Genomic DNA, 24,656 nt, shown 5'->3' on the forward strand with positions numbered 1-24,656 from the left:
AGGCACAATGCCCCGGCCGCCGGCGGCGCGCGGAGAGATTTTCTCTCCGACGATCGGCGGAGAGACAAGTCGCTCGGGACCGGTTAGGGATTTCGCTCGACAGCCGCCGACACGGGCGGCCCGCGAGCGCCTGGCCGATCTCTTAAACGGAACCCGGTTTCGCAATCGCGCGCCCCTCACGGAGTGCCATGACGCCGCGCCGCACCCTGACAGTCCTCGGCCCGGCCGGGGCGCTCTGCGCCATGATCTCCGGGCTCGTCTGCGGGTGCGTGCCCTGGTCCGTCGACGTGCCGAGCGCGGCCGCCTTCGTCGGCCGGGGTCTCGCCGAGAGCTACGGCATCGCGCTGACGACACGGGGCCGCTCCGAGGTCTCGCTGCTGCCCCTGCCCCGGATCGGCTTCTCCGACGTGCGGCTCAGCGCGGGCACCGCGGAAGGGCCGGTGCTCACGGAGGGCGGCAGCCTCACGGTACAGCTCAGCCTCGCTTCCCTGCTGCTCGGCCGGGCCGAGGTGGTCGCGCTCGGCCTCGACGGCGCGCAGGTCGCGCTGCCCGCGAGCGACGACGACACACGCTGGTCCGGCCCGCTGCAGCGGATCGCAGCGACGCTGTCCGGCGGGGACGTCTCGCATCCGCGCCGGATCACCCTGACCCACGCCACCGTCACCGGCCGCGACCCGCGCGACGGCCGCGCCGAGACGGCGCGCGACGTCGACCTCGCACTGTCCTGGCCGCTCTGGAGCGACAAGGCGGCCTTCGCCGGCGGCTTCACCTGGAACGGGACCACGGCGCGCTTCACCCTCGCGTCCCTGCGCCCCGGCGATCTCCTCGCCGGCCGCGAGACGCCCTTCCGCGCCGCCCTGACCTGGCCGGCGGGATCCCTCGCTGCGGACGGAAGCGGGGGCTTCAAGGACGGCCTGACGCTGGCGGGACAGGGCAGCCTCACGACCCGCTCGCTGCCCGAGACGCTTGCCTGGATCGGCAGCGATATCGGGCTCGCTCCGCTGATGGAGGCGTTCGCGATCGAAGGGAGCTTCGAAGCCTCGCGCGACGGACTGCGGCTGCCTTCCATGCGCGTCAGCGCCGGTAACACGGTGCTCGAAGGCGCCGGCTCGGCCGAGATGACCGGGCGCCGGCCCTCGATCCGCGCGACGCTCGATGCCCCGGACATCAACCTCGCCCCGGTCCTGGCCGGGATCCTGCGCGTCGCGGGCCTCGACGGGGACGAGGGCTGGGGCCGGCGCCCGCTGGCGCTCGGGCCGCTCACCGGCGGGGACCTCGACCTGCGCCTGTCGGGCGGCAGCGCCCGGATCGGCCCCATGGTGCTCGAAGACCTTGCCTCCAGCGTGATCGTACGCGCCGACGGCATCGACGTGACCCTCGGGCGGGCGAGCCTGCGCGGCGGCACCCTCAAGGGCCGTTTCGCCCTTGCCTCGCCGGCCGGATCGGCCTCCGACGCGATCGAGGTCAGGACACAGGGCTACTTCGACGGGGTCGACCTCGGCACCGTGCTGACCGATCTCGGCGAGGCGGGCTGGATGCTCGGCACGACGCGGGGCAGCTTCAGCGTCGAGGGCCGCGGACGCGATGCCGCCGGCCTCGTCCAGACGATCAACGGCCGCGCCACGCTCGGCGTCGACGGGGGCGCCATCGCCGGACTCGACCTCGCCGACGTGATCCATCGCGGCGGCGCGGTGGCACAGGGCGCGCTTGCCCGCCGCAACGGCCGCACCGCCTTCGAGCGGGCCGGCATCACCCTCGCGTTCAATGACGGCATCGGCGAGATCGAGGAGGGCGGCCTGACCGCCCGGAGCCTGACGGCGCGCCTGCGCGGCCGGATTTCTCTGCCCGAACGCAGCTTCCTCGCCCGCGCCGCCCTGCTGCCGCGCAAGGGCACCACGGACTCCGCCTCGCTCGGGGTGCCGACCGCGTTCGAGATCGCCGGTCCCTGGAACGCCGTCGCCGTCCGCGCCGGCACCCGCAGCGACGTCGCCGACCCCGCCGACGCCCTGGTGCGCGCGCCCGCCGCGATCGTGCCCGGCCTGCCGACGCAGGTACGCGCCTACGTGCCGTGAGGCTTGGGGCCGGCGAGCCTCTGTAACTTTCCGGCCATTCCAGGCGTAGGACAGGCCGGAGCGGTGGCCCTTGTCCGACGTCGCCGGCTTCCTGCCGGTGGCGACATGCGCCGGACGGTCGTTATCAGGTAGGCTGACGCGATGATCCGGCTATTCACAGCGTTTGCCCTCCTGCTCGGCGCCCTCGCCGGTGCGCAGGCGCTCGTCCCCAAGCAACCGAAGGACCTCGTCCAGGCGAGCCTCGTCGCCGAACCCTCCGCCGTGGCGCCGGGCTCCACGGCGGCCGTCGGCATCCGCATGGCGATGAAGCCGGGCTGGCACGTCTATTGGCGCAATCCGGGCGATTCCGGCCTGCCGCCGGAGATGGCCTGGGATCTTCCCCGAGGGGTCGGGGTCGGCCCGGTGCAATGGCCGGCCCCGGAGCGCCTGCCGGTCCAGACCCTGATGAACTACGGTTACGAGGGCGAGGTGGTGCTGCTCGTGCCCGTCAGCGTGCCGAAAGACTATTCCGGCACCTCCGTCCGGCTCGCCGGCAAGCTGTCGTACCTCGTCTGCGAAGAGATCTGCATTCCCGGCTCGGCCGATCTCGAATTGTCGCTCCCGGTCGCCGCCGCGGACGCGCCGCCCACGCCCGATCCGGCTTCGACCGAACTCTTCGCCAAGGCTCGTGCGGCCCTGCCCGAGCCCTCGCCCTGGCCGTCGCGCCTGTCGCGCCAGGGCGACACGGTCGTGCTGAGCCTCGACCGTACGGGCCTTGCGCCTGACGCGATCGGCGAGGCCGCGTTCTTTCCCTACGGCGAGACGGTGCTCGACAACGCCGCGAGCCAGACTCTCACGGTCGACGCGGCCGGCCTGCATCTCGCCCTGAAGCCGGGCGATGCCGCCAAGCCGCCGACCGACCTGCCCGGCGTGCTGACCTTCACCGAGAACGGCAGGCGCCGCGCCTTCGCCATCGGCGAGCCGCCGCCCGCCGCCGCGGCCCCGTCCGAGGCGGCACCAGCGACGGCACCGACGCCTGTGCCCGCAGAAGACGAAAGCCTGACTTTGTGGAGCGCAGCCGGCCTCGCACTGCTCGGCGGCCTCGTCCTCAATCTGATGCCCTGCGTGTTTCCGGTGCTCTCGATCAAGGTGCTGAGCCTCGTGAAGCAGGCGGGCCAATCCACGACCCGCGTGCGCATCCACGGCCTCGCCTACACTGCGGGCGTGCTCGCGAGCTTCCTCGCGCTCGCCGGCCTGCTGATGGCGCTGAAGGCCGGGGGCGCCACGATCGGCTGGGGATTTCAGTTGCAATCGCCGATCGTCGTGGCCGTGCTCGCCTACGGACTTCTCGCGATGGGGCTGAGCCTGTCGGGCGTGGTGCATCTCGGCGGCGGGATCGCGGGACTCGGCGACGGACTGACACGGCGCGCGGGCTACCAGGGCTCGTTCTTCACCGGCGTGCTCGCGACCCTCGTCGCCACGCCCTGCACGGCGCCGTTCATGGGTGCGGCGGTCGGCTACGCGCTCACGCAGCCGCCGGCGGTGAGCCTCATCGTGTTCGCGAGCCTCGGCCTCGGGCTGGCGTTGCCCTTCCTGGCGTTGACGCTGTTCCCGGGGGCTCTGCGCATCATGCCGCGTCCCGGCGCCTGGATGGACACGCTCAAGGGCGTTCTCGCCTTCCCGGTCTACGCCGCGGTCGCGTGGCTGATCTGGGTGCTGGCGCAGCAGGTCGGGCCGAACGGCCTGCTCGCCGGGCTCAGTGGGCTCGTTCTCGTCGGCTTCGCCGCCTGGGCCTGGGAGCGCGCACGGCTCGGCAGCGGCTGGGGAGGCACCCTCGCGCGCGCCACGGCGCTGGCCGCACTGATCGCGACGGCGGGCCTCGTGGCCGTGCTCGACGGCGATCGGGCCGTGGCCGGCAGCACGGCGACGGCGGAGGGCATCGAGCCGTTCACGCAGGCACGTCTCGACGCCCTGCGCGGCGAGGGCCGCACCGTGTTCGTCGACATGACGGCGGCCTGGTGCATCACCTGCCAGATCAACGAGCGCACGGCGCTGTCGCGCGACGGCGTCAAGGCGGCGTTCCGCGCCAACGGCGTGGTCGTCCTGCGGGGCGACTGGACCAACCAGAACCCCGAGATCACCACGCTCCTGGAGCGCTACGGGCGCAGCGGCGTACCGCTCTACCTGCTCTACCGCGGCAAGGCGGAAGCGAGCGTGCTCCCTCAGATCCTGACCGAGGGCGTTGTGCTGGCGGCCATCGAAAAGCGCGCGGGGCTGGCGCAGCGATGAGGCGACGGCCGGCGTCGTTGACGCTCGTCTGTTGCGCCCTCAGATGGCATCGATACCCGAGGGTGTTTTTGATCTCGGATCCACCATCGTCATTGTGAGCGCAGCGAAGCAATGACGGAGATCGGTCGTCTCAGGCGGTCAGCGCCAGGGCCAGTTGCGGCCGTGACGTCACGCTCGGAGCGCCGACGTCCACCGTCTGGCGTTCGCGGGCGATGAAGGATGCCGGCATCATCGCCTGCATGTCGGCCTCGACCTGACGCAGTTGTGCGTCGGTATGGCCGGGGTGGAGATGGATGATGGCCAACGCCTTGGCGTTGGCGGCCTTGGCCAGTTCGACGCCCTTCTGCCAGGTCGAGTGGCCCCAGCCGGCGCAACGGCAATATTCGCCCTCGGTGAACATGCCGTCGTAGACGATCAGGTCGGCGTCCTGCACGAAGGCGAGGAGCGCCGGGTCCGGCCAGGGATCGGTGTGCTCGATGTCGCTGATCACGCAGAGGCGCTTGCCGGCATGCTCGAAACGGTAGCCGACAGAACCCTGCGGATGGTTGAGCAGGATCGTCCCGACGCGGGAGCCGTCGGCGAAGACCAGCGGCTCGCCGGCCTTGAAGCCGTGATGCTTCAGGCTGCAGGGCAGCACGTCGAGGCTGACAGGAAACAGCGGCGGCGAGAACAGGCGGTCCAGCGCCTCTGTGGCGCAGGCGCCGTCGAGGTTGCCGCAATAGGTGTGGATGGTGCGGGTCTCGTCGAACACGGCGGGCTTGAAGAACGGCAGGCCGGCGGTGTGGTCGAGATGCAGGTGGCTGAACAGCAGGTCGATCTCCTGCGGCAGCCCCTCGGTGTTGCTGCGCCCGAAGGGACCGATGCCCGAGCCGGCATCGAGCACGAAGAGGCGGTCGCCGCAGCGGATCTCCAGGCACGGCGTATTGCCGCCGAACTCGACGTATTCCGGTCCGCTGACCGGCGTGGAGCCGCGCACGCCCCAGAAGCGCAGGGTGAGCGCGTCGTCCGATACGGGACTCGTCGTGTTCATGCGCTTGTACCAGTCGCTCCGGCCGTTTCCGGCGAGCGCTTTCCGTCGCGTCGACATGGGTTCGATTGCGGCCACGGGAGCCGATGCCTCTGTAAAATGCTTACAGGGAAGAGATAGGCGGCGGCTATTCCGCTCCGTGTGCGGGCACGCACACGCCACCGTGAAGGCGGCAAAGGGAATCCAGCCCCTGTCACCTTTGCGCAACGACGTCGACGAGGGGCCGCGCCCCAGCTAGGTCCGGTGGCGTGATGCTGCCGTCACGCGCGCCGCGCAGGATTAGCGGAAGCCGCGTTGCTTCATTCGACGCGATCTCGAACACGAAGCGCGGGGCAGGCGCCTCGTAGGACGGGATGAAGTCCCGCGTCCGGACGCTCGCGAACGGCGTACCCGAGGCGATCGCGGCGGTCCAGACGGCGTCCGGCAGCGGCGCGATCGGCGGCGTCTTGCGCCGGGCCGGGATCAGCACGACTTCCTGCCCCGCATAGGCCAGGGCCTCCGGCCGGCTGACCTCGCCGACCGGCACGCCCCGGCTGATCAGCGCCGCCCAGAAGGGATGCTGGCCGCCATCCGAGTAGGTCGTGCGGATAGCGGCGGCCCCGTCCTCGACGAGGCCCGCGACATGCACGGCCTCTTCCTTCACGCGGGCCGTCGCCAGCGCCTCCTGGTCCCTGTCCTTCAGCGGCACGAAGGCGTAGCGGCCGGCCGTGACGGTCGCTACCGGCTCTTGGCCCGTGGCCTCGAAGCGGTCGGAGCCCTCCTTGAGCTGGCGCCAGAAGGCGATGTTCGGGTCGCTGCGGTAGCGCGCCATGTTCGCGGCGCTCATCCGGAACGGAAAGGACTGGAACTGGAACGCCGCCTGACCTCCGGCAAAGGCCTCGCGCGCCACGGCGAAGAGTTCGCCGGCCACCGTGTCGGTCATGGCGAAGCAGCCCATGGACGAGCAGATGCCGTGCACCATCACCGCCGAGCCGGTATAGCCGTGGGCCTTGTCGTAGGCGTTCGGGTAGCCGACGTCGAAGGACAGGTAGTAATGCGAGTTCGGGTTCATCTGGCTCTTGGCCACGGTGTAGAACCCCTCCGGCGTCTGGCGGTCGCCGGTCTTGGTCTTCGGCCCGAGCTGACCCGACCAGCGGCAGATCGGATACGTCTTGATGAAGACGAAACGGCCGTTGCCAGCCCGCTTCCAGACCTCGATCTCGGAGTCTTTCTTGTAGGCCCGCAGCAAGATCGGCGCCTCGGGGCTGCTGCCCCTGGCCTTGATCAGCGCGAGCGTCGCGGGCGGGATCGGAGCGGAGGCCTTGTCCGCCTGCGCCGTGGCCGGGCCGCCGCCGAGGCAGGCCGCGAGGGCGAGGAGGCGGAGGACCGGCCGAAGACGCAGGAGCATCCGGTTTGCGGGACGCATGCGCCGCCCCGGACCACGCCGCGGTGTCGCGGAATCCGCGGCTTGGTCCGGGTCAGCGATGCCGCATGGTGTTCTCGGGAAACCGGATTCCACTGGTCCGCATCATGCTCTGGAGGACGACGACGCGAATCGCGCGGGTCTCACGAGGATACGGCGACGCCCGTTACGAATGGTCTCGCTTTGCGGCCGATTTGAGGGACTTGCCCGGGGTCGAGGCAACGGTCCCCGGACGGCCCGCTACAGCCCGGCGAGCACCGCCTCGACCCGGTCGAAATACGCGCTCCAGCTCGGAGCCTCGTACCCGGCGAGCCGTGCGGCGAGGTCGGCCCGCAGGGCGGAGGCCGGAGCCGCCAGGGCTTCGATCGCCGTCATCCAGCCGAGCGCGTCGTTCGGGTCGACGAACCGCGCGAAGGCGCCCGCGATCTCGCGCAGCACCGGGATGTCGGAGGCGACGACCGGCAGGCCGCTCGCCGCGGCCTCCAGCACCGGCAGGCCGTACCCTTCCGCGAAGGAGGGCATCAGCAGGGCCGTGGCGCCGCGCATCAGGGCCGCGAGCCCCGGCGTCGTCAGGCCGGCCGCCTCCACGACATGGCCGCGGAGGCCGGGGCAGCGGTCGAGCATGGCGATCGCGCTCTCCGCCTCCCAGCCGCGCCGGCCGACGATCACCAGCCGCGGAGTCCCGGGACCGAGCCGATCCGACAGCCGGCGCCAGACGTTCAGCAGCATCAGGTGGTTCTTGCGCGGCTCGATGGTGCCGCAGGCGAGGAAGGTGGGCCGCCCGCTCGGCGCCAGACCGCCCGCGCCCTTCGAAAACAAGGGCTCGATGCCGAGCGGCGCCGCCGTGATCGGCCGTTCCGGCAGGCCCCGCGAAGCGAAGTGGCGGCCGAGGCGGTCGCCGACATCCGCCGTGTCGACGAGGATGTGGGCGGCGTGGCCCGCCACGGTCTCGAGGCGGACGGCGTGGCGGTGTGCCTCCCCGGGCCGGCAATACTCGGGATAGGCGATGGGGATCAGGTCGTGGATCGTGAAGACGGCTCGGATATCGGGACGCGCGGACAGCCAGCGGAAGCGCTCGGGCCGTTCGAGGCGGAGCTGCGACACGTGCAGGTAGACGGTCCCGGCGGGAAGCGCGTCGAGGCGGCTGCCGCGCGGCGCGCGCAGCCAAGTCTCGCGCTCCAGGCGGCGCAGGACGGCCTCGGCGCGTCCGCGCGTACGGGAGGCGTCCGCCGAGGGTGGGACGGCGTCGGTCAGCCTGCGATAGACGGGGTCGGCTTCGGCCGTGGCATCCTCGACCCAGCCCTGCGCGACGCGCTCGGCAAGGCGAAGCGCCGATTCGCGATCCAGCACGCGAGGGCCGAGGCTCGTCGAGACCAGGCCGAAGGCCCGGCCGCCGGCGCGGAGAAAATGACGCGCATAGGCGAGTTCGACCCGGTCTATCCCCGTCGGGCTCATATGCCCGAGCCGCGTCGCGAGGCGCGTGAGGTCGACGGCAACGGGACGAGACAACATGGCGAACCGGTCGGGGAAAGGGCGCTGTGCCCGACTTCCCCGTTCGTTTCAACGCTTGCAGGCCCCAAGGCCCTCCTCCGACGCTCATCCCAGAAAGTCACGGAGCGCGGCGAGAACCGCCTCCGGCCTCTCCTCCTGCAGGGTATGGCCGCAATCGAGGGCGTGACCGCGCACGTCCGTGGCCTTCTCCCGCCAGGTCTCCAGCACGTCGTAGGTCTGGCCGACGGTGCCCCGGGCGCCCCAGAGCGCCAGCAGCGGTGCCGCGACCCGGCGGTCGCCGTCGGCCGCGTCGTGCTCCAGGTCGATCCCCGCGGCGGCGCGGTAGTCCTCGCAGATGGCATGGACGGCGCCCTCGCTCGTGTAGCAGCGCAGGTATTCGGCGAAGAGCTCCGGCGGGGTGGAACCGGGGGTCCGCGATTGGCCTTCGAGATGGGTGCGCAGGAAGAATTCCGGATCGGCCGCGATCAGCCGCTCGGGCAGCGGCGCCGGCTGGATCAGGAAGAACCACCAGAAATAGCGCGTGGCGAAGGCCCTGTCGGTGCGCGCATACATCGTCGCGGTCGGCGCGATGTCGAAGACCGCCAGGCGCTCGACGGCGTCCGGCCAGTCGAGCGCCATGCGGTGCGCGACACGTCCGCCGCGATCGTGCCCGACGACGGCGAATCGCGTGTGGCCGAGCGCGCGCATCACCGCCACGGCGTCGGCCGCCATGGCGCGCTTGGCATAATTTGCATGATGCTCGCCGCCGGCCGGTTTGCTGGAATCGCCGTAGCCGCGCAGGTCCAGCGCGACGACGCTGCGATGCTCGGCGAGCTGCGGGGCGATCCGGCCCCAGGTCGCATGGGTCTGGGGATGGCCGTGCAGCAGCAGGAGCGGCGGACCCGAGCCGCTGGTCGCCGCGCGGATGCGGATGCCGGCCGCGTCGACGTCGTGCAGCTGGAAGCCGCGCAGGAACGGGTCGGATCCGGCCATGGGCAAGCGCCTCGTCAGCGGGTCACGCGGGTCGTTCCGGCGATCGCCGCGATCTCCTGCCGGATCGCCTTGAGCAGCTCGCCCTCGAAGAGCAGCGCCGAGCCGTAATGGAACTCGATGTCGAAGGGCCGGCGCGAATTCATCGAGAGCGAAGCGCTCTGCATCGCCAGCATTCGGCCGGTGGCGTCGAACAGGCCCGATCCGGAGCCGCCGAAACCATCGTTGCAATCGTGGCGGACGCGGCGGATCTCGTCTTCGCTCGGTGGATCGATCTGCCGAACGAAGCAGGTCTCCAGGCTGCTCGGGCCGCGATAGTTCTCGTGGCCGCCCGGCGAGACCATCACGACCGGTCGGTCCCCGGTGCCGGTGGGCAGGTCGGATGCGTCCGGCACAGGCTGAGGCGGCACGCCGGCCACCGGATCGGCGAGCCGCAGGATCGCCCAGTCGTCGGTGATGTGGAGCGAGCGGGCGTCCGGCGGCGTGCCGAGATGCAGGCTGCCCGATTCGAAGACGTGGTTGCGGCCGCCGATCTGGAAGAAGCAATCGGAGACGTCGCGGGTCGTCTCCATGCGCCGGTTGCGAAAGTTGTGGGCATTGAGGACGACGAGCGACGGATCGCCGATGAGCCAGGCGGCCGCGGCCTTTTGCGGCACCCCGTCCGGCCGCCGGCAATACAGCACGCCGGCCCCGAGATAACGCTGGTTGTCGGCCCCGGTCATGTCGCGCCGGCCGTCATGCGGATAGAGCGCGGCCAGCGCGATCCCGCATCCCAGGACAGCCGGCGCGCCGAGCCCGGCGAAGACGTGCAGCGCCACCGACCCGCGCAGCCGACGGTGCTTCATGGTGCGGCGCGAGACGGCGGATCCGAGATGAATCCAAGTCTTGCTCACCACATCCGCGCGAACCGACGCAACGCAACGTAAAATCTCGCGGATGCGAAGACGTCGCGATCCGCTCAGACCTTGCCCGCGCCCCGGCCGTGGCAGCATCAGCCCACTCCACCAAGACGGCCCGAACGCCCCGCGGGGCCATCACACCAAGTCGTGCGACGGGTCGGTCCGAGCGTCAAGCGCACAGGGTCTGCACAAGGGGCATTACGCATTGCTCTACTGGCACATGCCAGTTGTTCCCGGCCACAAATGTCGAAGTGTCTAAAGACTTTTGTCCACGCTGCTGCCTAGAAATGACAGGACGAGAGGCAGTAATAAATCTCTCATAAGACGAGGCTATTCTTAGTTAAGTCTTATAGATCAAGCCGTAACGGCGAAGGTCGATTGAGGTGTGCTTCCGCTCCGTGAGGGAAATAGCCACGCATGGCCGCGAGGTCGAAAGACGCGGCGGACAGGCTAGGAGACGCAGGATGAGCAGACTCTTAAGTTCGGTTTCTCTGTTGGCGGTGGTGGCGTTCGCGCCCATCGCCGCGTCGAGCATCGCGGCTGCGGCCGACGACAAGCTCGTCACGCTGTCGAAGAGTGACGAAAACTGGGTGATGCCCGGCAAGAACTACGACTCGAACAACTATAGCGAGTTGAAGCAGGTCAACAAAAGCAACGTGAAGCAGCTCCGCCCGGCATGGACCTTCTCCACCGGCCTGCTGAACGGCCACGAGGGTGCACCGCTCGTCGTCGACGGGAAGATGTACATCCACACCTCGTTCCCGAACTACACGTTCGCCCTCGGTCTCGACGATCCGGGCAAGATCCTCTGGCAGGACAAGCCGAAGCAGAACCCGGCCGCCCGCGCCGTGGCCTGCTGCGACCTCGTCAATCGCGGCCTCGCCTACTGGCCGGGCGACGGCAAGGTGCCGGGCCTGATCCTCAAGACCCAGCTCGACGGCCACGTCGCCGCACTCAACGCCGAAACTGGCGAGACGGTCTGGAAGATCGAGAACTCGGACATCAAGGTCGGCTCGACCCTGACGATCGCCCCCTACGTCGTGAAGGACAAGGTGATCATCGGCTCCTCGGGCGCCGAGCTCGGCGTGCGCGGCTACCTCACCGCCTACGACGTGAAGACCGGCGCTCAGGTCTGGCGCGCCTACGCGACGGGTCCGGACAAGGACCTGCTGCTGGCCTCCGACTTCAACATCAAGAACCCCCATTACGGCCAGAAGGACCTCGGCACGGCGACGTGGGAGGGCGATGCCTGGAAGATCGGCGGCGGCACCAACTGGGGCTGGTACGCCTACGATCCCGGCACCAACCTGATCTACTTCGGCACCGGCAACCCGGCGCCGTGGAACGAGACCATGCGTCCCGGCGACAACAAGTGGACGATGACCATCTTCGGTCGCGACGCCGATACGGGTGAAGCCAAGTTCGGCTACCAGAAGACCCCGCACGACGAGTGGGACTACGCCGGCGTCAACGTGATGATGCTGTCCGAGCAGAAGGACAAGGACGGGAAGATGAGGAAGCTCCTCACCCACCCGGACCGCAACGGCATCGTCTACACCCTCGACCGGACCGACGGCTCGCTGGTCTCGGCGAACAAGATCGACGACACCGTCAACGTGTTCAAGTCCGTCGACCTGAAGACGGGCACCCCGGTCCGCGATCCCGAATACGGCACCCGCATGGACCACTTGGCCAAGGACATCTGTCCCTCGGCGATGGGCTATCACAACCAGGGTCACGACTCCTACGACCCGAAGCGTGAAGCCTTCTTCATGGGCATCAACCACATCTGCATGGACTGGGAGCCCTTCATGCTTCCGTACCGCGCAGGTCAGTTCTTCGTCGGTGCGACGCTGAACATGTATCCCGGCCCGAAAGGTGACCGCCAGAACTACGAAGGACTCGGCCAGATCAAAAGCTACAACGCGATCACGGGCAAGTTCAACTGGGAGAAGATGGAGCGGTTCGCCGTGTGGGGCGGAACGACAGCGACCGCCGGCGATCTCGTCCTGTACGGAACGCTGGACGGCTACATCAAGGCCCGCGACTCCGACAACGGCGACCTTCTCTGGAAGTTCAAGCTGCCGTCGGGCGCCATCGGCTACCCGATGACCTACACCCACAAGGGCACGCAGTACGTCGCCATCAACTACGGCGTCGGCGGCTGGCCGGGTGTCGGCCTGGTGTTCGACCTTCAGGATCCGACCGCCGGTCTCGGCGCAGTCGGCGCCTTCAAGAAGCTCGCCAACTACACCCAGATGGGCGGCGGCGTGGTCGTGTTCTCGCTGGACGGCAAGGGTCCCTACGACGACCCGAACGTCGGTGAGTTCGTCTCCAAGTAAGCCGGCCTGAGACGATGGGGCTCCGCGGGTTCATCGAGACCCTGCGGAGCCTCCCACGCGGAACGGCATCAACGACGGTTTTTTAGGGGAACGCCACCCCCGGCCGCACGCCCCAACCGCACAGACGATCAACGAGGAAACGGGTTCAAGACCATGCGGTTCGTCACCGGACGACATCTCGCGGCGATTTCCGCTGCTGCCCTTCTCGCCCTCGCATCTGGTCCCGCCTCTCGCGCGTCCGGAGAATCCGAGGCGCAGGTTCCGCCCTCCGAGAGCACGGCGGCCCCGGCCAAGGCCGCGGATTCCGCGCCGGCCGATCTCTCGATCCTGCGCATCTGCGCCTCCGAGAAGCAGCCGCCTCTCTCGATGAAGGACGGTTCGGGCCTCGAGAACAGGATCGCAGCCGCCGTCGCGGAGGCCATGGGCCGCAAGCCGCAATTCGTCTGGAACTCCAAGGCCGCCATCTACCTCGTGCGCGACGGCCTGGAGAAGAAGCTCTGCGACGTCGTCGTCGGCCTCGATAGCGACGATCCGCGCGTGCTGACCACGAAGCCCTACTATCGCAGCGGCTACGTCTTCATCACCCGCGCCGACAAGGACCTCGACATCAAATCCTGGGCCGATCCGCGACTTAAAACCGTCGATCACATGGTCGTCGGCTTCGGCACGCCGAGCGAGGCGATGCTCAAGGACATCGGCCGCTACGAGGAGGACATGGCCTACCTCTACTCGCTCGTGAATTTTCGCGCGGCACGCAATCAATATACCCAAATCGACTCGGGCCGGATGATCACTGAGGTCGCAACCAACAAGGCCGACGTCGCCGTCGCCTTCGCGCCGGATGTCGGCCGCTACGTCAAGGAATCGTCCACGCCCCTGCGCATGACGCTGGTGCCGGACGACACCGTCCGCAGCGACGGCCAGAAGATGCCGCAGAGCTTCGACCAGTCGATGGGCGTGCGGAAGGGTGACGAGGCCCTGCGCGATGCGCTCGATGCCGGCATCGCAAAGGCCAAGCCGCGGATCGAGGCGATCCTCAAGGAGGAAGGCGTGCCGACCACGCCGGCCTCGAACTGAGCAGTCATCCCGGCGCGGCAGCTATCCTCGAAACGTTCCGATCCCGAGCGACGGAACGACTGCGCCTCGACGCAATCGAAACACGGAAAGACGATGAACAAGTCAGTGAAGCCCGTTGTCTCCAAACTCCTCGGATCGGTTCTATTGGCGGCCTGCGGAACCGGCGCGATGGCACAGCCCCAGGCTGGCCCATCGACGACTGGCGTCGAGTTTCGAAACACGATCACCGGCGAGATCATGAACCTCGACGAGGGCAAGCCGGGCGGCCGCGATACCGAGGCGGTCAAGGTCTTCAAGCAGACCGGAGAGAACAAGTATCTTAGCGACAAGTCCTGCCTGCGGAACGGCGAGAACCTTTACTTGACGTCCTGCTCGGGCTGCCATGGGCATCTCGCCGAAGGCAAGGTCGGGCCGGGTCTCAACGACAACTACTGGACCTACCCCGCGAACACCACCGATGTCGGCCTGTTCTCGACGATCTGGGGTGGCGCCAACGGCATGATGGGTCCGCACAACGAGGACCTCAATCCCGACGAGGCGCTCCAGGTCATCACTTGGATCCGGCATCTCTACACGGGGCCGAAGCAGGACGCCGTCTGGCTCAACGACGAGCAGAAGAAAGCTTACAAGCCCTACAAGGAGGGCGAACACTTTTCGAAGGACGAGAAAGGCCAGTGCAAGCCGCTGGAATGATCGTTCTCGACGAGGCCGTCGGGCAGATCAGGCGCGACGAATAAGCGGTCTTCGAACCGCAACCAGGGAAGAGACGGAGGAATGATCATGCGGACATTCGTTTACGCTGCAGCGCTCGTGGTCGGTTCGGCGCTGGCCCTGCCGGCGGTCGCCTATGACGGCCAGAAGTGCAAGGCGGCCGGCAATTGCTGGGAGCCGAAGCCCGGCTTCCCCGACAAGGTCGCTGGCTCGAAGTACGACCCCAAGCACGACCCGAAGGAGGTCAGCAAGCAGGCCGAATCCATCAAGCAGATGGAAGAGCGCAACCGCCAGCGCATCGAGAATGCCAAGAAGACCGGCAAGTTCGAATACGACATCGCCAAGTTCTCGCAGGCGAACTGAGAGCGCGGAGAGCCGAACGAGTCTTTGGTTTCCCCGGCGCCAGAACGTGGCGCCTTCCCTCCCTCTTGTGGGGAGGGATCGAGGGTGGGGGTGGTTCCGCTTGCCTCGGTCGGAGGCAGGCGGAACCACCCCCACCTCCAACTCCTCCCCACAAGGGGGAGGAGAGTGCCCGAGCGCGTCGATCAATGAGGCGCGGTCCGGCGCGAGAGCCTTGATCAGAGGCCAAGAAGATCCAAGGCAACGACACGATGAACACCATTCGCCACGGCGACGCGATGCTCACCGATTGGCGCGACACCGCCGCCCGGTTCCAGCGCGAGGTCGGCAAGGCCGTCGTCGGCCAGGAGCGGGCCGTCCGCCTCGTCACCATCGCGATCTTTTCCCGCGGACACGTGCTGCTCGAAGGCGATGTCGGCGTCGGCAAGACCACCCTGCTGCGGGCCGTCGCACGCGCCCTCGGGGGCGCCTACGAGCGCGTCGAGGGCACCGTCGACATGATGCCCTCCGACCTGATCTATCACACCTACCTCGCCGATGACGGCCGTCCGCGCGTCGAGCCCGGCCCGGTCCTGCGCAAGGCAGAAGACCTGTCGGTCTTCTTCTTCAACGAGATCAACCGCGCCCGGCCGCAGGTCCACGCGCTGCTGCTGCGCCTGATGGCCGAGCGCAGCCTCACGGCCTTCAACCGCGAGTACCGTTTCCCCGACCTTCAGGTCTTCGCCGACCGCAACCGCGTCGAGCGGGAAGAAACCTTCGAGCTGCCCGCCGCCGCCCGCGACCGCTTCCTGATGGAAATCGGGATGGAGGCGCCGCGCGATGCCCAGGCCCGCCGCGACCTCGTCTTCGATCCGCGCTTCCACGACACCGACGCCCTGGTCTCAGGCCTCAAGCCCGGCATCATCGACCATGCCGCCGTGTCCGGAATCGCCAACGCGATCCAGCATTCGATCAAGGCATCCCCCGAGATCGAGGCCTATGTCGTCGCGCTCTGGGAGGCGCTGGTGCGGCCGGCCGAGGCGGGCATCCGCCTGCCCGGGATCGACATGGCGGCGCTGATCAAGGGCGGCGCCTCGCCCCGGGGCTTGGCTTTCCTCGTTCGCGCCGCGCGCGTCCGGGCTTGGCTGGAAGGCCGCGAGTTCCTCGTGCCGGAGGACATCCGCGACGTCTTTCCCGAGGTGATGGCCCACCGCGTCTTCCTCGAGCCAGTCTACGAGATGCGGCGCGAGACCATCGTGCCGGGGCTGATCCGCGCTGTGTTCGAGACGGTGCCGGCCCCGTGAGCGGCACCGGAGAAGTCGTCTATCTTCCGCGCTGGCGGCCGGGCGGCAGCCGCGTCGGCGCCCATCGCGGACGCGATGCCGGGGGGCTCGGCACGTTTCGCGATCAGGTGCCGTTCCTGCGCCTGCCGGATGCACGCCGCATCGACATCCGCGCGACGCTGCGCGATCCGTTCGAGGGCACCTATGTCCGCCGCTTCGAGACGCGGACCGCGATCGAGGTCTGGGCGCTCGTCGACCTCTCCGCCTCCATGCGCTTCCGTGGCGAGGCCGACCGGATGGCGCTGGTCGCCGACCTCTGCACAGGCCTCGCCGCCTCGGCGACGCGCATCGGCGATTCCTTCGGGCTGATCGGCTGCGACGACGCCGTTCGCGAGGATCTTTTTTTGCCGGCCACCCGGCGGCAGGGCATTGCCGTCGAGCGCGTCCACCGCCTCGCGACGATCCGCTGCGAAGGCACCGGCGCGCGCGGTCTGACCGACGCCCCGCGCCGGCTCGCGGGCCGCCCAAAGCTCGTCTTCGTGGTCTCGGATTTCCGCTGGCCCGAAACGCTCATCGATCAGGTATTCTCGGGTCTCGCCCTGCACGACGTCGTGCCGGTGCTGCTCGCCGACGCGGCGGAGGACGAGGCGCTGCCCGCCTTCGGCCTGATGGAGTTCGACGACCTCGAAGGCGGCGGACGCCGGACCGTGTTCATGCGCCCGAGCCTGCGCCGGCGCTGGCACGCCCGCGAGCGGGAACGGCTCGACACGCTCCGCAGCATCGCCTCGACCTATGGCCGCCCGCCCTTCCGGCTCGAAGCCCGCTTCGATGCCGAGGCGCTGAGCCGCCACCTGATGACGACCTGAGGCGATCATGCGCCGCCTCGCCCTCCTTCTCCTCGCCCTGATAGCGCTGCCCGGCTCCTTGCAGGCGCAGGTGCGCTCGGTCGAGGTGCGCACGCTGCGGCCCTTCGGCTACTTCGTCGGCGACCTCGTGCGGGTTCAGGTCGACATCATGGTCGACGACGGCTTCACGGTGCAGGCCGCCTCGTTGCCGCAGCCCGGCCCGATCACATATTGGCTCGACCTGCGCGACATCGCCGTCGAGGAGACCGCCGAGGACGATGCGCGGCGCATCCGCCTGCACCTCACCTACCAATCGTTCTATGCGGCCCTCGACGCCCGCACCCTGGAGATTCCCGGCTTCGCGCTCACCGTCGCGAGCGACCGCAAGGACGGCGTCACCTCTGCGAAGGCGCAGGTGCCGGCCTGGTCGATCAACGTCTCGCCCCTGCGCGAAATCCAGCCGCCCCCGCGCGAGGACCCCACGGAATACATGCGCCCGGACGGACGCACCGCGCCGCTCGAGGTGGCGCCGTCATTGCGCTGGGCAGGTGTTTTTGCGGGGCTCGCCCTGCTGGCTCTGGCGGTTCTGGCCCGCGACCGCGCCTGGGGGCCGTTCGGCAGGCGCCGGGGCCGTGCCTTCGCCGGCGTGCAGCGCAATCTCCGCACCCTCGTGCGCCGGCCCGATCACGAGGCCGCCTATCGCGAGGCCTTGATCGCGCTCCATCGCGGGCTCGACGAGACCGACGGTCGCCGCGTGCTCGCCGACGACCTGCCGGCCTTCCTCGACCGGCACCCGGCCTATCGCCAGCAGGAGAGCGGGCTCGCCCGCTTCTTCACCGCCTCCCGCCTCGCCTTCTTCGGCGGCGAGACCTCGGCCGCGCGCAGCCAGTGGTCACTCGGTGACGCTGAAGCCATCGCGAAAGAGCTCGCTGCGGCCGAGCGGATGGCGGGGGGCTGAACGATGAGCGTCTTCGCCCGCTTCGGCACCACGCTGCCCCTGGTGCTGTGGCTTCTGCCGCTCGCGCTCCTGCCGCTCGTCGCATCGACCCAGCGCCGCACGGCCGTCTCGGCCATCGCCGCCGCGCCGGCCGATGCCCTCTCGCGGGTGATCGGCTGGGGGCTGACGCTCGCCGGCATCGTCGCGATCGGCGGACTCGTCCTGGCGCTCGCCGGCCCCTACCGCTCCGGCGAGACCGTCACCCGCACCGGCATCGGCGCGCAGGTCTCGATGCTGATCGACCGCTCGGGCTCGATGAACGAGACCTTCGCCGGCAGGCAGCCCTCCGGCGCCGAGGAATCGAAGGCGGCGGCCTCGCGTCGCCTCCTCGCCGATTTCGTCGGCAGCCGTGCGCACGACCAGTTTGCGGTGACCGCCTTCTCGACGGCCCCAATGCTCGTGGTGCCGATGACCGACCGGCACGACGCCGTCCGCGCCGCCATCGCGGCCATCGACCGGCCCGGTCTCGACTACACCAACGTCGCGCGTGGATTGGCCATGTCGCTGTCGCAGTTCGGAGCGGAGGCAGCCTCGATTTCTCGGGCGGTCCTGCTGGTCTCGGACGGCGCCGCCGTGATCGACCCGAAGGTCCAGGGCACACTGCGCGCCGAGTTCGCGAAGATCAGGCCCAACCTCTACTGGCTCTTTCTGCGCACCAAGGGCTCGCCCTCGATCCGCGACAAGCCCGCCGGCGAGGACACGCCCCAGGCCGCCCCCGAGCGCCATCTCGACCTGTTCTTCAAGAGCCTCGGCACGCCCTACCGCGCCTTCGAGGCCGAGGGGCCGGAGGCCGTCGGCGAGGCGATCCGCCAGATCGAGAGCCTGGAACGCGACCCGATCCCCTACACCGAGCAGTGCCCGCGCCGGGACCTGACTCCCTTCGCCTGCGCGCTCGCGGCTGTCGGGTTGCTGGTGCTGCTCGCGGGCAAGCTTTTGGAGGTCGATCTGGGACGAGCTTCGCGCCCGGCCCGCCGCCATTCGGACGACGCGCGGCCGGCCTCCGAGAGGCTTGCGGCATGATCCGGCCTCCCGAGGAGCCGCATGGGGTACGCGCCGCGTCGATCTGCTTGTCCGGAGATCGCATGACACCTCTCGCGACCGGCATTCCCCGCACCGCGCGATTGGCTTCCAGGCGCCAGAGTTTGACCGGCGCCCTGCGTTGCGCCCGGCCTGCGCTCCTCCTCGCCCTGCCGATCCTGCTCGCGGTTGCCGCTCTCTCGTTCGCCGGCCTGGCCTGGCGGACGTGGCAGGCGAACCGGACCATCGCCGAGCTCGCGCAGAACCGGGACGTCGCCGTCGGCACCGAGGCGCCCTCCACCGTGCTGCTCGCCCGCATCCAGGTCCTGTCGCGCCGCGACCGCCTGGAGGAGGCCGAGGGCCTCGTCGAGGCGCTCGACCGGCGCGGGCAGCCGGATCTCGCCGCGCGGGCGCGCTACGCGATGGCGAATGCCCGGCTGCGGCAGGCCTTCGGACACCTCTCGCGCAACGACATCGACCCCGCCGGGCCGCTGGTGATCCTGGCGCGGCAGGACTACCGCCGCGCCCTTCAAGCCAAACCTGATTTCTGGGATGCGAAGTTCAACCTCGACGTCGCCTCGCGCCTGATCCGCGACTTCCCGGATTTCGACCGCAAGCACGGCGACGACCTGAAGGCGGAGCCCAAAAAGATCTGGACGGACATTCCCGGCCAGCCGCGGGGGGCGCCGTGAGAGCCTTCCTCGCCCGCAATCTTCGCGATCGGCGGTTTCAGGCGCTGGCGCTGGCAACGGCGCTCGTCTTCGCGACCTCCGTCGTGGGCAGCGTGCCGCTCACGCGCGACGGCGTGGAGGTGCTGGCCGTGGTGGACATCACCGGCAGCATGAACGTGCGCGACTACAAGCACGCGGATGGAGCCCCGGTGAGCCGGCTCGAGACGGCCAAGGCCGCGCTGCGCGAACTGGTGAACCGGCTCCCCTGCGGTTCGCGGCTGGCGCTGGGCGTCTTCACCGAGCGGCGGCCGTTCCTGCTGTTCACGCCGATCGAGGTCTGTCGCGATTTCTCGCCCCTCGACGGCGCCCTGGGGTCGCTCGACTGGCGCATGGCCTGGGAGGGCGACAGCCGCGTCTCGGCCGGGCTGTTTCGCTCGATCGAAATGGCGGCGAGCCTCGGTACCGATCTGATCTTCATCAGCGATGGGCAGGAGGCCCCGCCGCTCCCGAGCGGCGGCGGCGCGGGCTTCGAGGGCAAGGCCGGGGCCGTACGCGGGCTGATCGTCGGGGCGGGCGGCACCGCGCTGTCGCAGATCCCGAAATTCGACGATCGCGGGCGCGAGACCGGCTTCTACGGCGAGACCGACGTGCAGCAGGAGAACCGCTTCGGTCCTCCGCCCCAGGATGCCGAGAAGCGTCCGGGCTACGATGCCCGCAACGCCCCCTTCGGCGGCACCGCCGCGAAAGGCACCGAGCACCTGTCCTCGGTGCGCGAGACGTACCTCAGGAAACTCGCGGGCGAGACCGGCCTCGCCTACGCGCATCTCGACGGGGCCGGCGGCCTGCTGCGGCCGATGCTGGACGCCGGCACGCCCCGCCCGCTCCCCGGCAGCCTCGATCTCCGCCCCCTCCTCTGCAGCGCCGCCCTGGCGCTGCTCCTCGCCGTCTTCGCCGTGCAGCCGCTTCGCGCGCTGGCGCGGCGGGGCGGCGCTCGTCCCCTGCGATGGAAGAAGGCCTGACACATGCGGTTTGTGACTCCGACGATCGTCTTCGCCCTGACCGCCACGTCCGCGCTCGCCCACGGCCCGACGCCGCAGAAGGTCGACCAGTCGATCACGATCAAGGCCAAGCCCGACGCGGTCTGGAAGGTCGTCGGCGACTTTTCCGGCATCAAGGCCTGGCATCCGGCCTTGGAGAAGAGCGAGGGCGACAAGGGGAGCAAGGACGGGGGCACTCGCACGCTGACCTTCAAGAACGGCGGCGTGCTCAAGGAGAGCCTCGACGAATACAAGGCCGAGGGCTTCACCTATTCCTACCGATCCGGCGATGCCGACCTGAAGGCGCTGCCGGTCTCGTCATACTCGGCGACGCTCACGGTGAGCCCGGACGGCGAAGGCTCGAAGGTCGAATGGATCGGCCGCTTCTACCGCGGCGACACCGGCAACGAGCCTCCCGAAAACCTATCCGACGAGGCCGGCAAGACCGCGATGAACGCCTTCTTCGGCGATGGCCTCAAGGGCCTCAAGGGCAAGGTCGAGGGCGCCGCCACGCAATGATTCTTTTGGGAGCAGCGACGAGTGGGGTTGGCGTACCGCGACGCTCTTCCCTCCTCCTTGCGGGGCGGGATCGAGGGCGGGGGTGCCTCCGCTTGCCTCTGTCGGAGCCCGGTGGAGCCATCTCCAACTCTTCCCCGCAAGGGGGAGGAGAGGTGCGCGAACTGTTCGAGGGCAAGTCGGGAGTGGTCGGCGAAGACTGGACTGATGGGTTCGTCACCCATCTCCGTCATTCCGGGGCCGCGAAGCGGAACCCGGAACCCACGACTGGGCGCAGTGTGTCGGGTAGGTTCCGGGTTCTCGCCTTCGGCGAGCCCCGGAATGACGGGGCGGGATCGTGGCCGACCGTCGTGATGCGATCCGCCTGGCTCGCCACCGCACTCTTGGTCGCCGCAACACCGGTCTCCCCCGCCTCCATCTTCGTCGCGAGCCAGGGAGCAAGCCAGCTCGCCCGGATCGATACGGGCACGAACACCGTCACCGCGACCACGCAGGTCCAGACCGGCCCGGCAGCGGTGGCGGCGGACGCGCGGGGCCGGCTCTATCTCTCGCACCCCGATGCGAGCGCGATCACCATCGTCGAGGGCGAGACGGCCCGAGTGCTGAAGCGCCTAACCTACAAGGGCCAAGCCTTCGGCATCGCCGCCGACCCGCTGGGCCGCTTCGTCTATGTCGGCGATTGGACCACGGGGCGCGTCAGCCGCCTCTCGGCGGAGACCGGCGCCGTCGAGGGCGTCGTCGCGGTGGGCAAGGACCCGGCCAATCTCGTGCTCGACCGGGCCGGACGGATCTGGGTCGCCGATCGCGAGAGCCATCAGGTCAGCGTGATCGACGCCGCCCGCATGGAGCGGGTCGCCACGATCGCCGCCGGCGAGGCACCGTTCGCGCTGTGTCTCAGCCCGAGCCAGAACCGGCTCTACGTCGCCAACGTGCGCAGCAACGATCTCACGGTGATCGACACGGCGGCCCTCAAGGTGGTCGCCACCGTGCCCGTGGGCGCCATGCCCTACGGCGTGGCGACGAGTGCGGACGGCGCGCGTATCCTCGTCTCGAACCAGCATGCCGGCACGGTCACGATCCTCGACGCGAACAGCCTGACGCTGACGGACACGATCACGGTCGGGCGTTATCCGGAAGGAATCGTCGTCGCCGACGCGCGCGCCTACGTCGCAAACTGGTTCTCCGACGACGTCTCGGTGATCGATCTGGCGACGTTGCGCGAGACCGGCCGCATCAAGGTCGGCGCGGGTCCGCGCAATCTCGGGATCGGGCAGACCGGCGAGGCCGGACGATGAGACCGCTCCTCTCCCTCGCGATGCTCGCCCTCGCGCTCGGCGGCTGCGGCGGTGGCGACGAAGCCGAAACCAAGTCTGAGGATCAGGCGGTCGTCGCGACGCAGTCGGACGCCGAAATCCCGGCCTGGCTGTCGCCGACCGATCCGATGGACACCGGCCGCTGGCTCGCGAGCCGCGAGGCCGGACGGCCGGTGCCGAACGACGACGCGGCGAGTGCGCAGATGCGCCGCAGCCTCGGCCGTGCGCAGTCCTTCTTCATCGAGGACCCGCGCATGATCGCCAACCGTACGGTACAGCTCGGCCAGATGCTCGGCGAGGCAGGCCAGAAAGAAGGCTACCAGGCGTTGATCGAAGGTCTCACCCGCGTCGCGCAGGGCGCCAAGGGGCGTCAGCTCTACGGCGAGATGTGCCAGCACTATTACAACAACCGGCATCGAGGCGACGACCGGGCCACGGCCCTGGCACAGCTCACCGAACGCTACGGTTCGCAGCGCGAAGGAGAGGCCAAGCCATGATGGCCATCGAGCGCGGCACGCGTCCCCGGGGGGACATCCGCGGCGACCCCACGGCGCCGACGAGCGTGCTCGTCGTCGACGACCATCCCGTCGTGCTGAGCGGATTCCGCCGCGTCCTCGAGGACCTCGCGGACGATCTCGGCCTCGAGAAGGTCCACGAGGCGACGGACATCGTCTCGGGCTACCGCAGCTTCCACAAGCTCCGCCCGGGCGTGGTGGTCGCCGATCTCAGCTTTCAAGACCGCGATCTGTCGGGCCTCTCGCTGATCCGGCGGATGCGCGCACTCCAGCCGGACGTGCGCGTCCTCGCCTTCAGCATGCACGACGATCCCGTGGTGGTCTCGCGGGCGCTCGAATGCGGGGCGCTCGGCTACGTCCTGAAGGATGCCCCGACGGCGACGGTCATCGAGGCGTTCACGATGGTGCGGGCCGGCCGCGGCTATCTCGAACACCGGCTGGCGACCAGTGTCGCCATGCTCACCATGCGCGGTCACGGGCCACCGCTCGGCACGCTGAACGCGCGGGAGTTGCAGATCCTCTCGCTACTCAGCAAGGGCAAGTCCTACCGCGTCATCGCCGACAACCTGTCGGTGAGCTACCGGACCGTGATCAGCGCCTGCTCCAGCATGCGCCAGAAGCTCGGCGTCCAGACGCTGGCGGAATTGGTCCATGTCGCGGTGAGCCGGAACAAGCTCGATCTGGGGGGGTGAGGACCACGCGGCCAACGGCGATGCTGTGGGGCTGAAAGCATCACGCTTTTGGCATCCCCTACGCTCCTGATGCTGAGGTGCAGCACCGTTCCGGTAAGGAAACAGGCACCGCTCGTCATCGCGAGTGCAGGGAAGTGATGACGGCGCGAAGGAGACTATGGATTCAGGATCGCCAGCGCTTGCTCGTGCAGCCGCCGGTCGCCCGCAGCGATCACCCGGCCCCCTCCGGTCGCCGAGCCGCCGTCCCAGGCGGTGATCACGCCGCCAGCGCCCTCGACGATCGGGATCAGGGCGACGATGTCGTAGGACTGCAGGCCGGCCTCCACAACGAGGTCGATCTGGCCGGCGGCGAGCATGCAATAGGCGTAGCAATCGGCGCCGTAGCGCGACATCTTCACGCCCGCCTCGACCGTCTGGAAGCGCTCGCGCTCCTCGCCCTCGGCGAACAGCCGCGGATCGGTGGTCGCCAGGATCGCGTCGCCGAGCTTTTCGCAGCGGCGGGTGCGGAGCCTGCGCTCGCCCTTCGCGGTGCGGATGGTGGCGCTGCGGCCATCGCCCAGGAAACGCTCGCCGAGATAGGGCTGGTGCATCAACCCCCGCACGGCCGTGCCGTTGCGGGTCAGACCGATCAGCGTGCCCCAGGTCGGCAGGCCGGCGATGAAGGCACGGGTGCCGTCGATCGGGTCGAGTACCCAGACGCACTCGGCGTCGGTCTGCTCCGAGCCGAATTCCTCGCCGAGGATGCCGTGGGTCGGAAGAGTCGCGCGGATCATCCGGCGCATGGTGGCCTCGGCCGCGCGATCGGCCTCGGTGACCGGATCGAAGCCGCGGCCGGAGCCGCTGGCCTTGTCGTCCATGCCGAAATGCGCGCGGAAGAACGGCAGGATCGCCGCGCCCGACTGCGTGGCGAGGTCCTCCATGAAGCGGGCGAGATCGACGACGCTCATCGGACGCTCATCATCGCAGGCTCGAATTCCCTAGAACGCACGCCGCCGAAGTGGATACCGGTTCGGCCTAAGAGTGTGCGGCAAAACAAGAGCTTGGAGCCGTGCTCGATTGCAAGGCGATCGGGTACGGCTCCCGGCGGCTCCGGTTCGGCGATGCCGGATCGGATGGCTTCAGGCGACAGGACGAAGGCTTCTCCCGCGCCGT

At 69.3% G+C, this 24,656-nt stretch carries 22 protein-coding genes; 16 read left to right on the plus strand and 6 right to left on the minus strand.

Features of this window, described 5'->3' with window-relative positions:
• Positions 1-188: 188 nt before the first annotated feature.
• The gene (locus tag MHA02_RS18055; RefSeq protein WP_147081288.1) at positions 189-2,072 is read left to right on the plus strand and encodes an AsmA family protein; all 1,884 of its coding nucleotides are present in this window, start codon (positions 189-191) and stop codon (positions 2,070-2,072) included.
• A gap of 141 nt (positions 2,073-2,213) precedes the next feature.
• Entirely contained in the window at positions 2,214-4,340 is a 2,127-nt protein-coding gene (locus tag MHA02_RS18060; protein WP_147081290.1) for a protein-disulfide reductase DsbD family protein, read from the plus strand.
• 130 nt (positions 4,341-4,470) lie between these two features.
• Here the strand turns inward: MHA02_RS18060 and MHA02_RS18065 are convergent, their stop codons facing one another.
• From MHA02_RS18065 to MHA02_RS18085, 5 genes are all read right to left on the minus strand, one after another.
• Positions 4,471-5,370 carry an MBL fold metallo-hydrolase gene (locus MHA02_RS18065; RefSeq protein WP_147081396.1) on the minus strand — a complete coding sequence of 300 codons (900 nt, stop codon included), beginning with the start codon at positions 5,368-5,370 and terminating at the stop codon, positions 4,471-4,473.
• Positions 5,371-5,560: 190 nt separating this feature from the next.
• Positions 5,561-6,754: a L,D-transpeptidase family protein gene (locus tag MHA02_RS18070; RefSeq protein WP_147081292.1), complete on the minus strand. Its 1,194-nt coding sequence runs from the start codon at positions 6,752-6,754 to the stop codon at positions 5,561-5,563.
• 255 nt (positions 6,755-7,009) lie between these two features.
• A complete protein-coding gene (locus MHA02_RS18075; RefSeq protein ID WP_147081293.1) occupies positions 7,010-8,281 on the minus strand; it encodes a glycosyltransferase family 4 protein in 1,272 nt (423 codons plus the stop codon).
• 84 nt (positions 8,282-8,365) lie between these two features.
• Positions 8,366-9,253, minus strand: coding sequence for an alpha/beta fold hydrolase (locus MHA02_RS18080; protein ID WP_147081295.1), 888 nt, complete (start codon positions 9,251-9,253; stop codon positions 8,366-8,368).
• Positions 9,254-9,267: 14 nt separating this feature from the next.
• Positions 9,268-10,143, minus strand: coding sequence for a trypsin-like peptidase domain-containing protein (locus MHA02_RS18085; RefSeq protein ID WP_373318407.1), 876 nt, complete (start codon positions 10,141-10,143; stop codon positions 9,268-9,270).
• Positions 10,144-10,613: 470 nt separating this feature from the next.
• Between MHA02_RS18085 and MHA02_RS18090 the strand changes: the two genes are divergently transcribed.
• The 14 genes from MHA02_RS18090 to MHA02_RS18160 all read left to right on the plus strand — a co-directional run bounded on the left by MHA02_RS18090 (position 10,614) and on the right by MHA02_RS18160 (position 23,504).
• Positions 10,614-12,491: a methanol/ethanol family PQQ-dependent dehydrogenase gene (locus MHA02_RS18090; protein ID WP_147081297.1), complete on the plus strand. Its 1,878-nt coding sequence runs from the start codon at positions 10,614-10,616 to the stop codon at positions 12,489-12,491.
• A 153-nt stretch (positions 12,492-12,644) separates the two neighbouring features.
• On the plus strand, positions 12,645-13,568 hold the full coding sequence (gene moxJ, locus MHA02_RS18095; RefSeq protein ID WP_147081299.1) for a methanol oxidation system protein MoxJ: 924 nt from the start codon (positions 12,645-12,647) through the stop codon (positions 13,566-13,568).
• A 168-nt stretch (positions 13,569-13,736) separates the two neighbouring features.
• A complete protein-coding gene (gene moxG, locus MHA02_RS18100; protein WP_373318406.1) occupies positions 13,737-14,261 on the plus strand; it encodes a cytochrome c(L), periplasmic in 525 nt (174 codons plus the stop codon).
• 87 nt (positions 14,262-14,348) lie between these two features.
• Complete coding sequence (locus MHA02_RS18105; protein ID WP_147081303.1) at positions 14,349-14,642, plus strand: methanol dehydrogenase [cytochrome c] subunit; 294 nt, start codon at positions 14,349-14,351, stop codon at positions 14,640-14,642.
• A gap of 248 nt (positions 14,643-14,890) precedes the next feature.
• Entirely contained in the window at positions 14,891-15,922 is a 1,032-nt protein-coding gene (locus tag MHA02_RS18110) for an AAA family ATPase (protein ID WP_147081305.1), read from the plus strand.
• Complete coding sequence (locus MHA02_RS18115; RefSeq protein ID WP_147081307.1) at positions 15,919-16,767, plus strand: DUF58 domain-containing protein; 849 nt, start codon at positions 15,919-15,921, stop codon at positions 16,765-16,767. The genes MHA02_RS18110 and MHA02_RS18115 overlap by 4 nt, the downstream gene beginning before the upstream one ends.
• A 7-nt stretch (positions 16,768-16,774) precedes the next feature.
• Complete coding sequence (locus MHA02_RS18120) at positions 16,775-17,704, plus strand: nonribosomal peptide synthetase MxaA (protein WP_147081309.1); 930 nt, start codon at positions 16,775-16,777, stop codon at positions 17,702-17,704.
• 3 nt (positions 17,705-17,707) lie between these two features.
• Positions 17,708-18,763: a vWA domain-containing protein gene (locus tag MHA02_RS18125; RefSeq protein ID WP_147081311.1), complete on the plus strand. Its 1,056-nt coding sequence runs from the start codon at positions 17,708-17,710 to the stop codon at positions 18,761-18,763.
• A 62-nt stretch (positions 18,764-18,825) separates the two neighbouring features.
• Positions 18,826-19,452, plus strand: coding sequence for an MxaK protein (locus MHA02_RS18130; protein ID WP_238180534.1), 627 nt, complete (start codon positions 18,826-18,828; stop codon positions 19,450-19,452).
• Positions 19,449-20,450, plus strand: coding sequence for a vWA domain-containing protein (locus MHA02_RS18135; protein WP_147081313.1), 1,002 nt, complete (start codon positions 19,449-19,451; stop codon positions 20,448-20,450). Before MHA02_RS18130 ends, MHA02_RS18135 begins: the two co-directional genes overlap by 4 nt.
• A gap of 3 nt (positions 20,451-20,453) precedes the next feature.
• Positions 20,454-20,987 (plus strand): SRPBCC family protein, encoded by a 534-nt coding sequence (locus tag MHA02_RS18140; protein WP_147081315.1) that lies wholly within the window; start codon positions 20,454-20,456, stop codon positions 20,985-20,987.
• A gap of 350 nt (positions 20,988-21,337) precedes the next feature.
• Complete coding sequence (locus MHA02_RS18150; RefSeq protein WP_147081319.1) at positions 21,338-22,279, plus strand: YncE family protein; 942 nt, start codon at positions 21,338-21,340, stop codon at positions 22,277-22,279.
• A complete protein-coding gene (locus MHA02_RS18155; protein WP_147081320.1) occupies positions 22,276-22,794 on the plus strand; it encodes a hypothetical protein in 519 nt (172 codons plus the stop codon). Before MHA02_RS18150 ends, MHA02_RS18155 begins: the two co-directional genes overlap by 4 nt.
• Positions 22,794-23,504 (plus strand): response regulator transcription factor, encoded by a 711-nt coding sequence (locus MHA02_RS18160; protein WP_147081401.1) that lies wholly within the window; start codon positions 22,794-22,796, stop codon positions 23,502-23,504. The genes MHA02_RS18155 and MHA02_RS18160 overlap by 1 nt, the downstream gene beginning before the upstream one ends.
• Positions 23,505-23,659: 155 nt before the next feature.
• Here MHA02_RS18160 and hisN read toward each other — a convergent pair whose 3' ends face one another.
• The gene (gene hisN / locus MHA02_RS18165; protein ID WP_147081322.1) at positions 23,660-24,451 is read right to left on the minus strand and encodes a histidinol-phosphatase; all 792 of its coding nucleotides are present in this window, start codon (positions 24,449-24,451) and stop codon (positions 23,660-23,662) included.
• Positions 24,452-24,656: the final 205 nt, after the last annotated feature.

The organism is Methylobacterium haplocladii (genome assembly GCF_007992175.1).
GTDB lineage: Bacteria > Pseudomonadota > Alphaproteobacteria > Rhizobiales > Beijerinckiaceae > Methylobacterium > Methylobacterium haplocladii.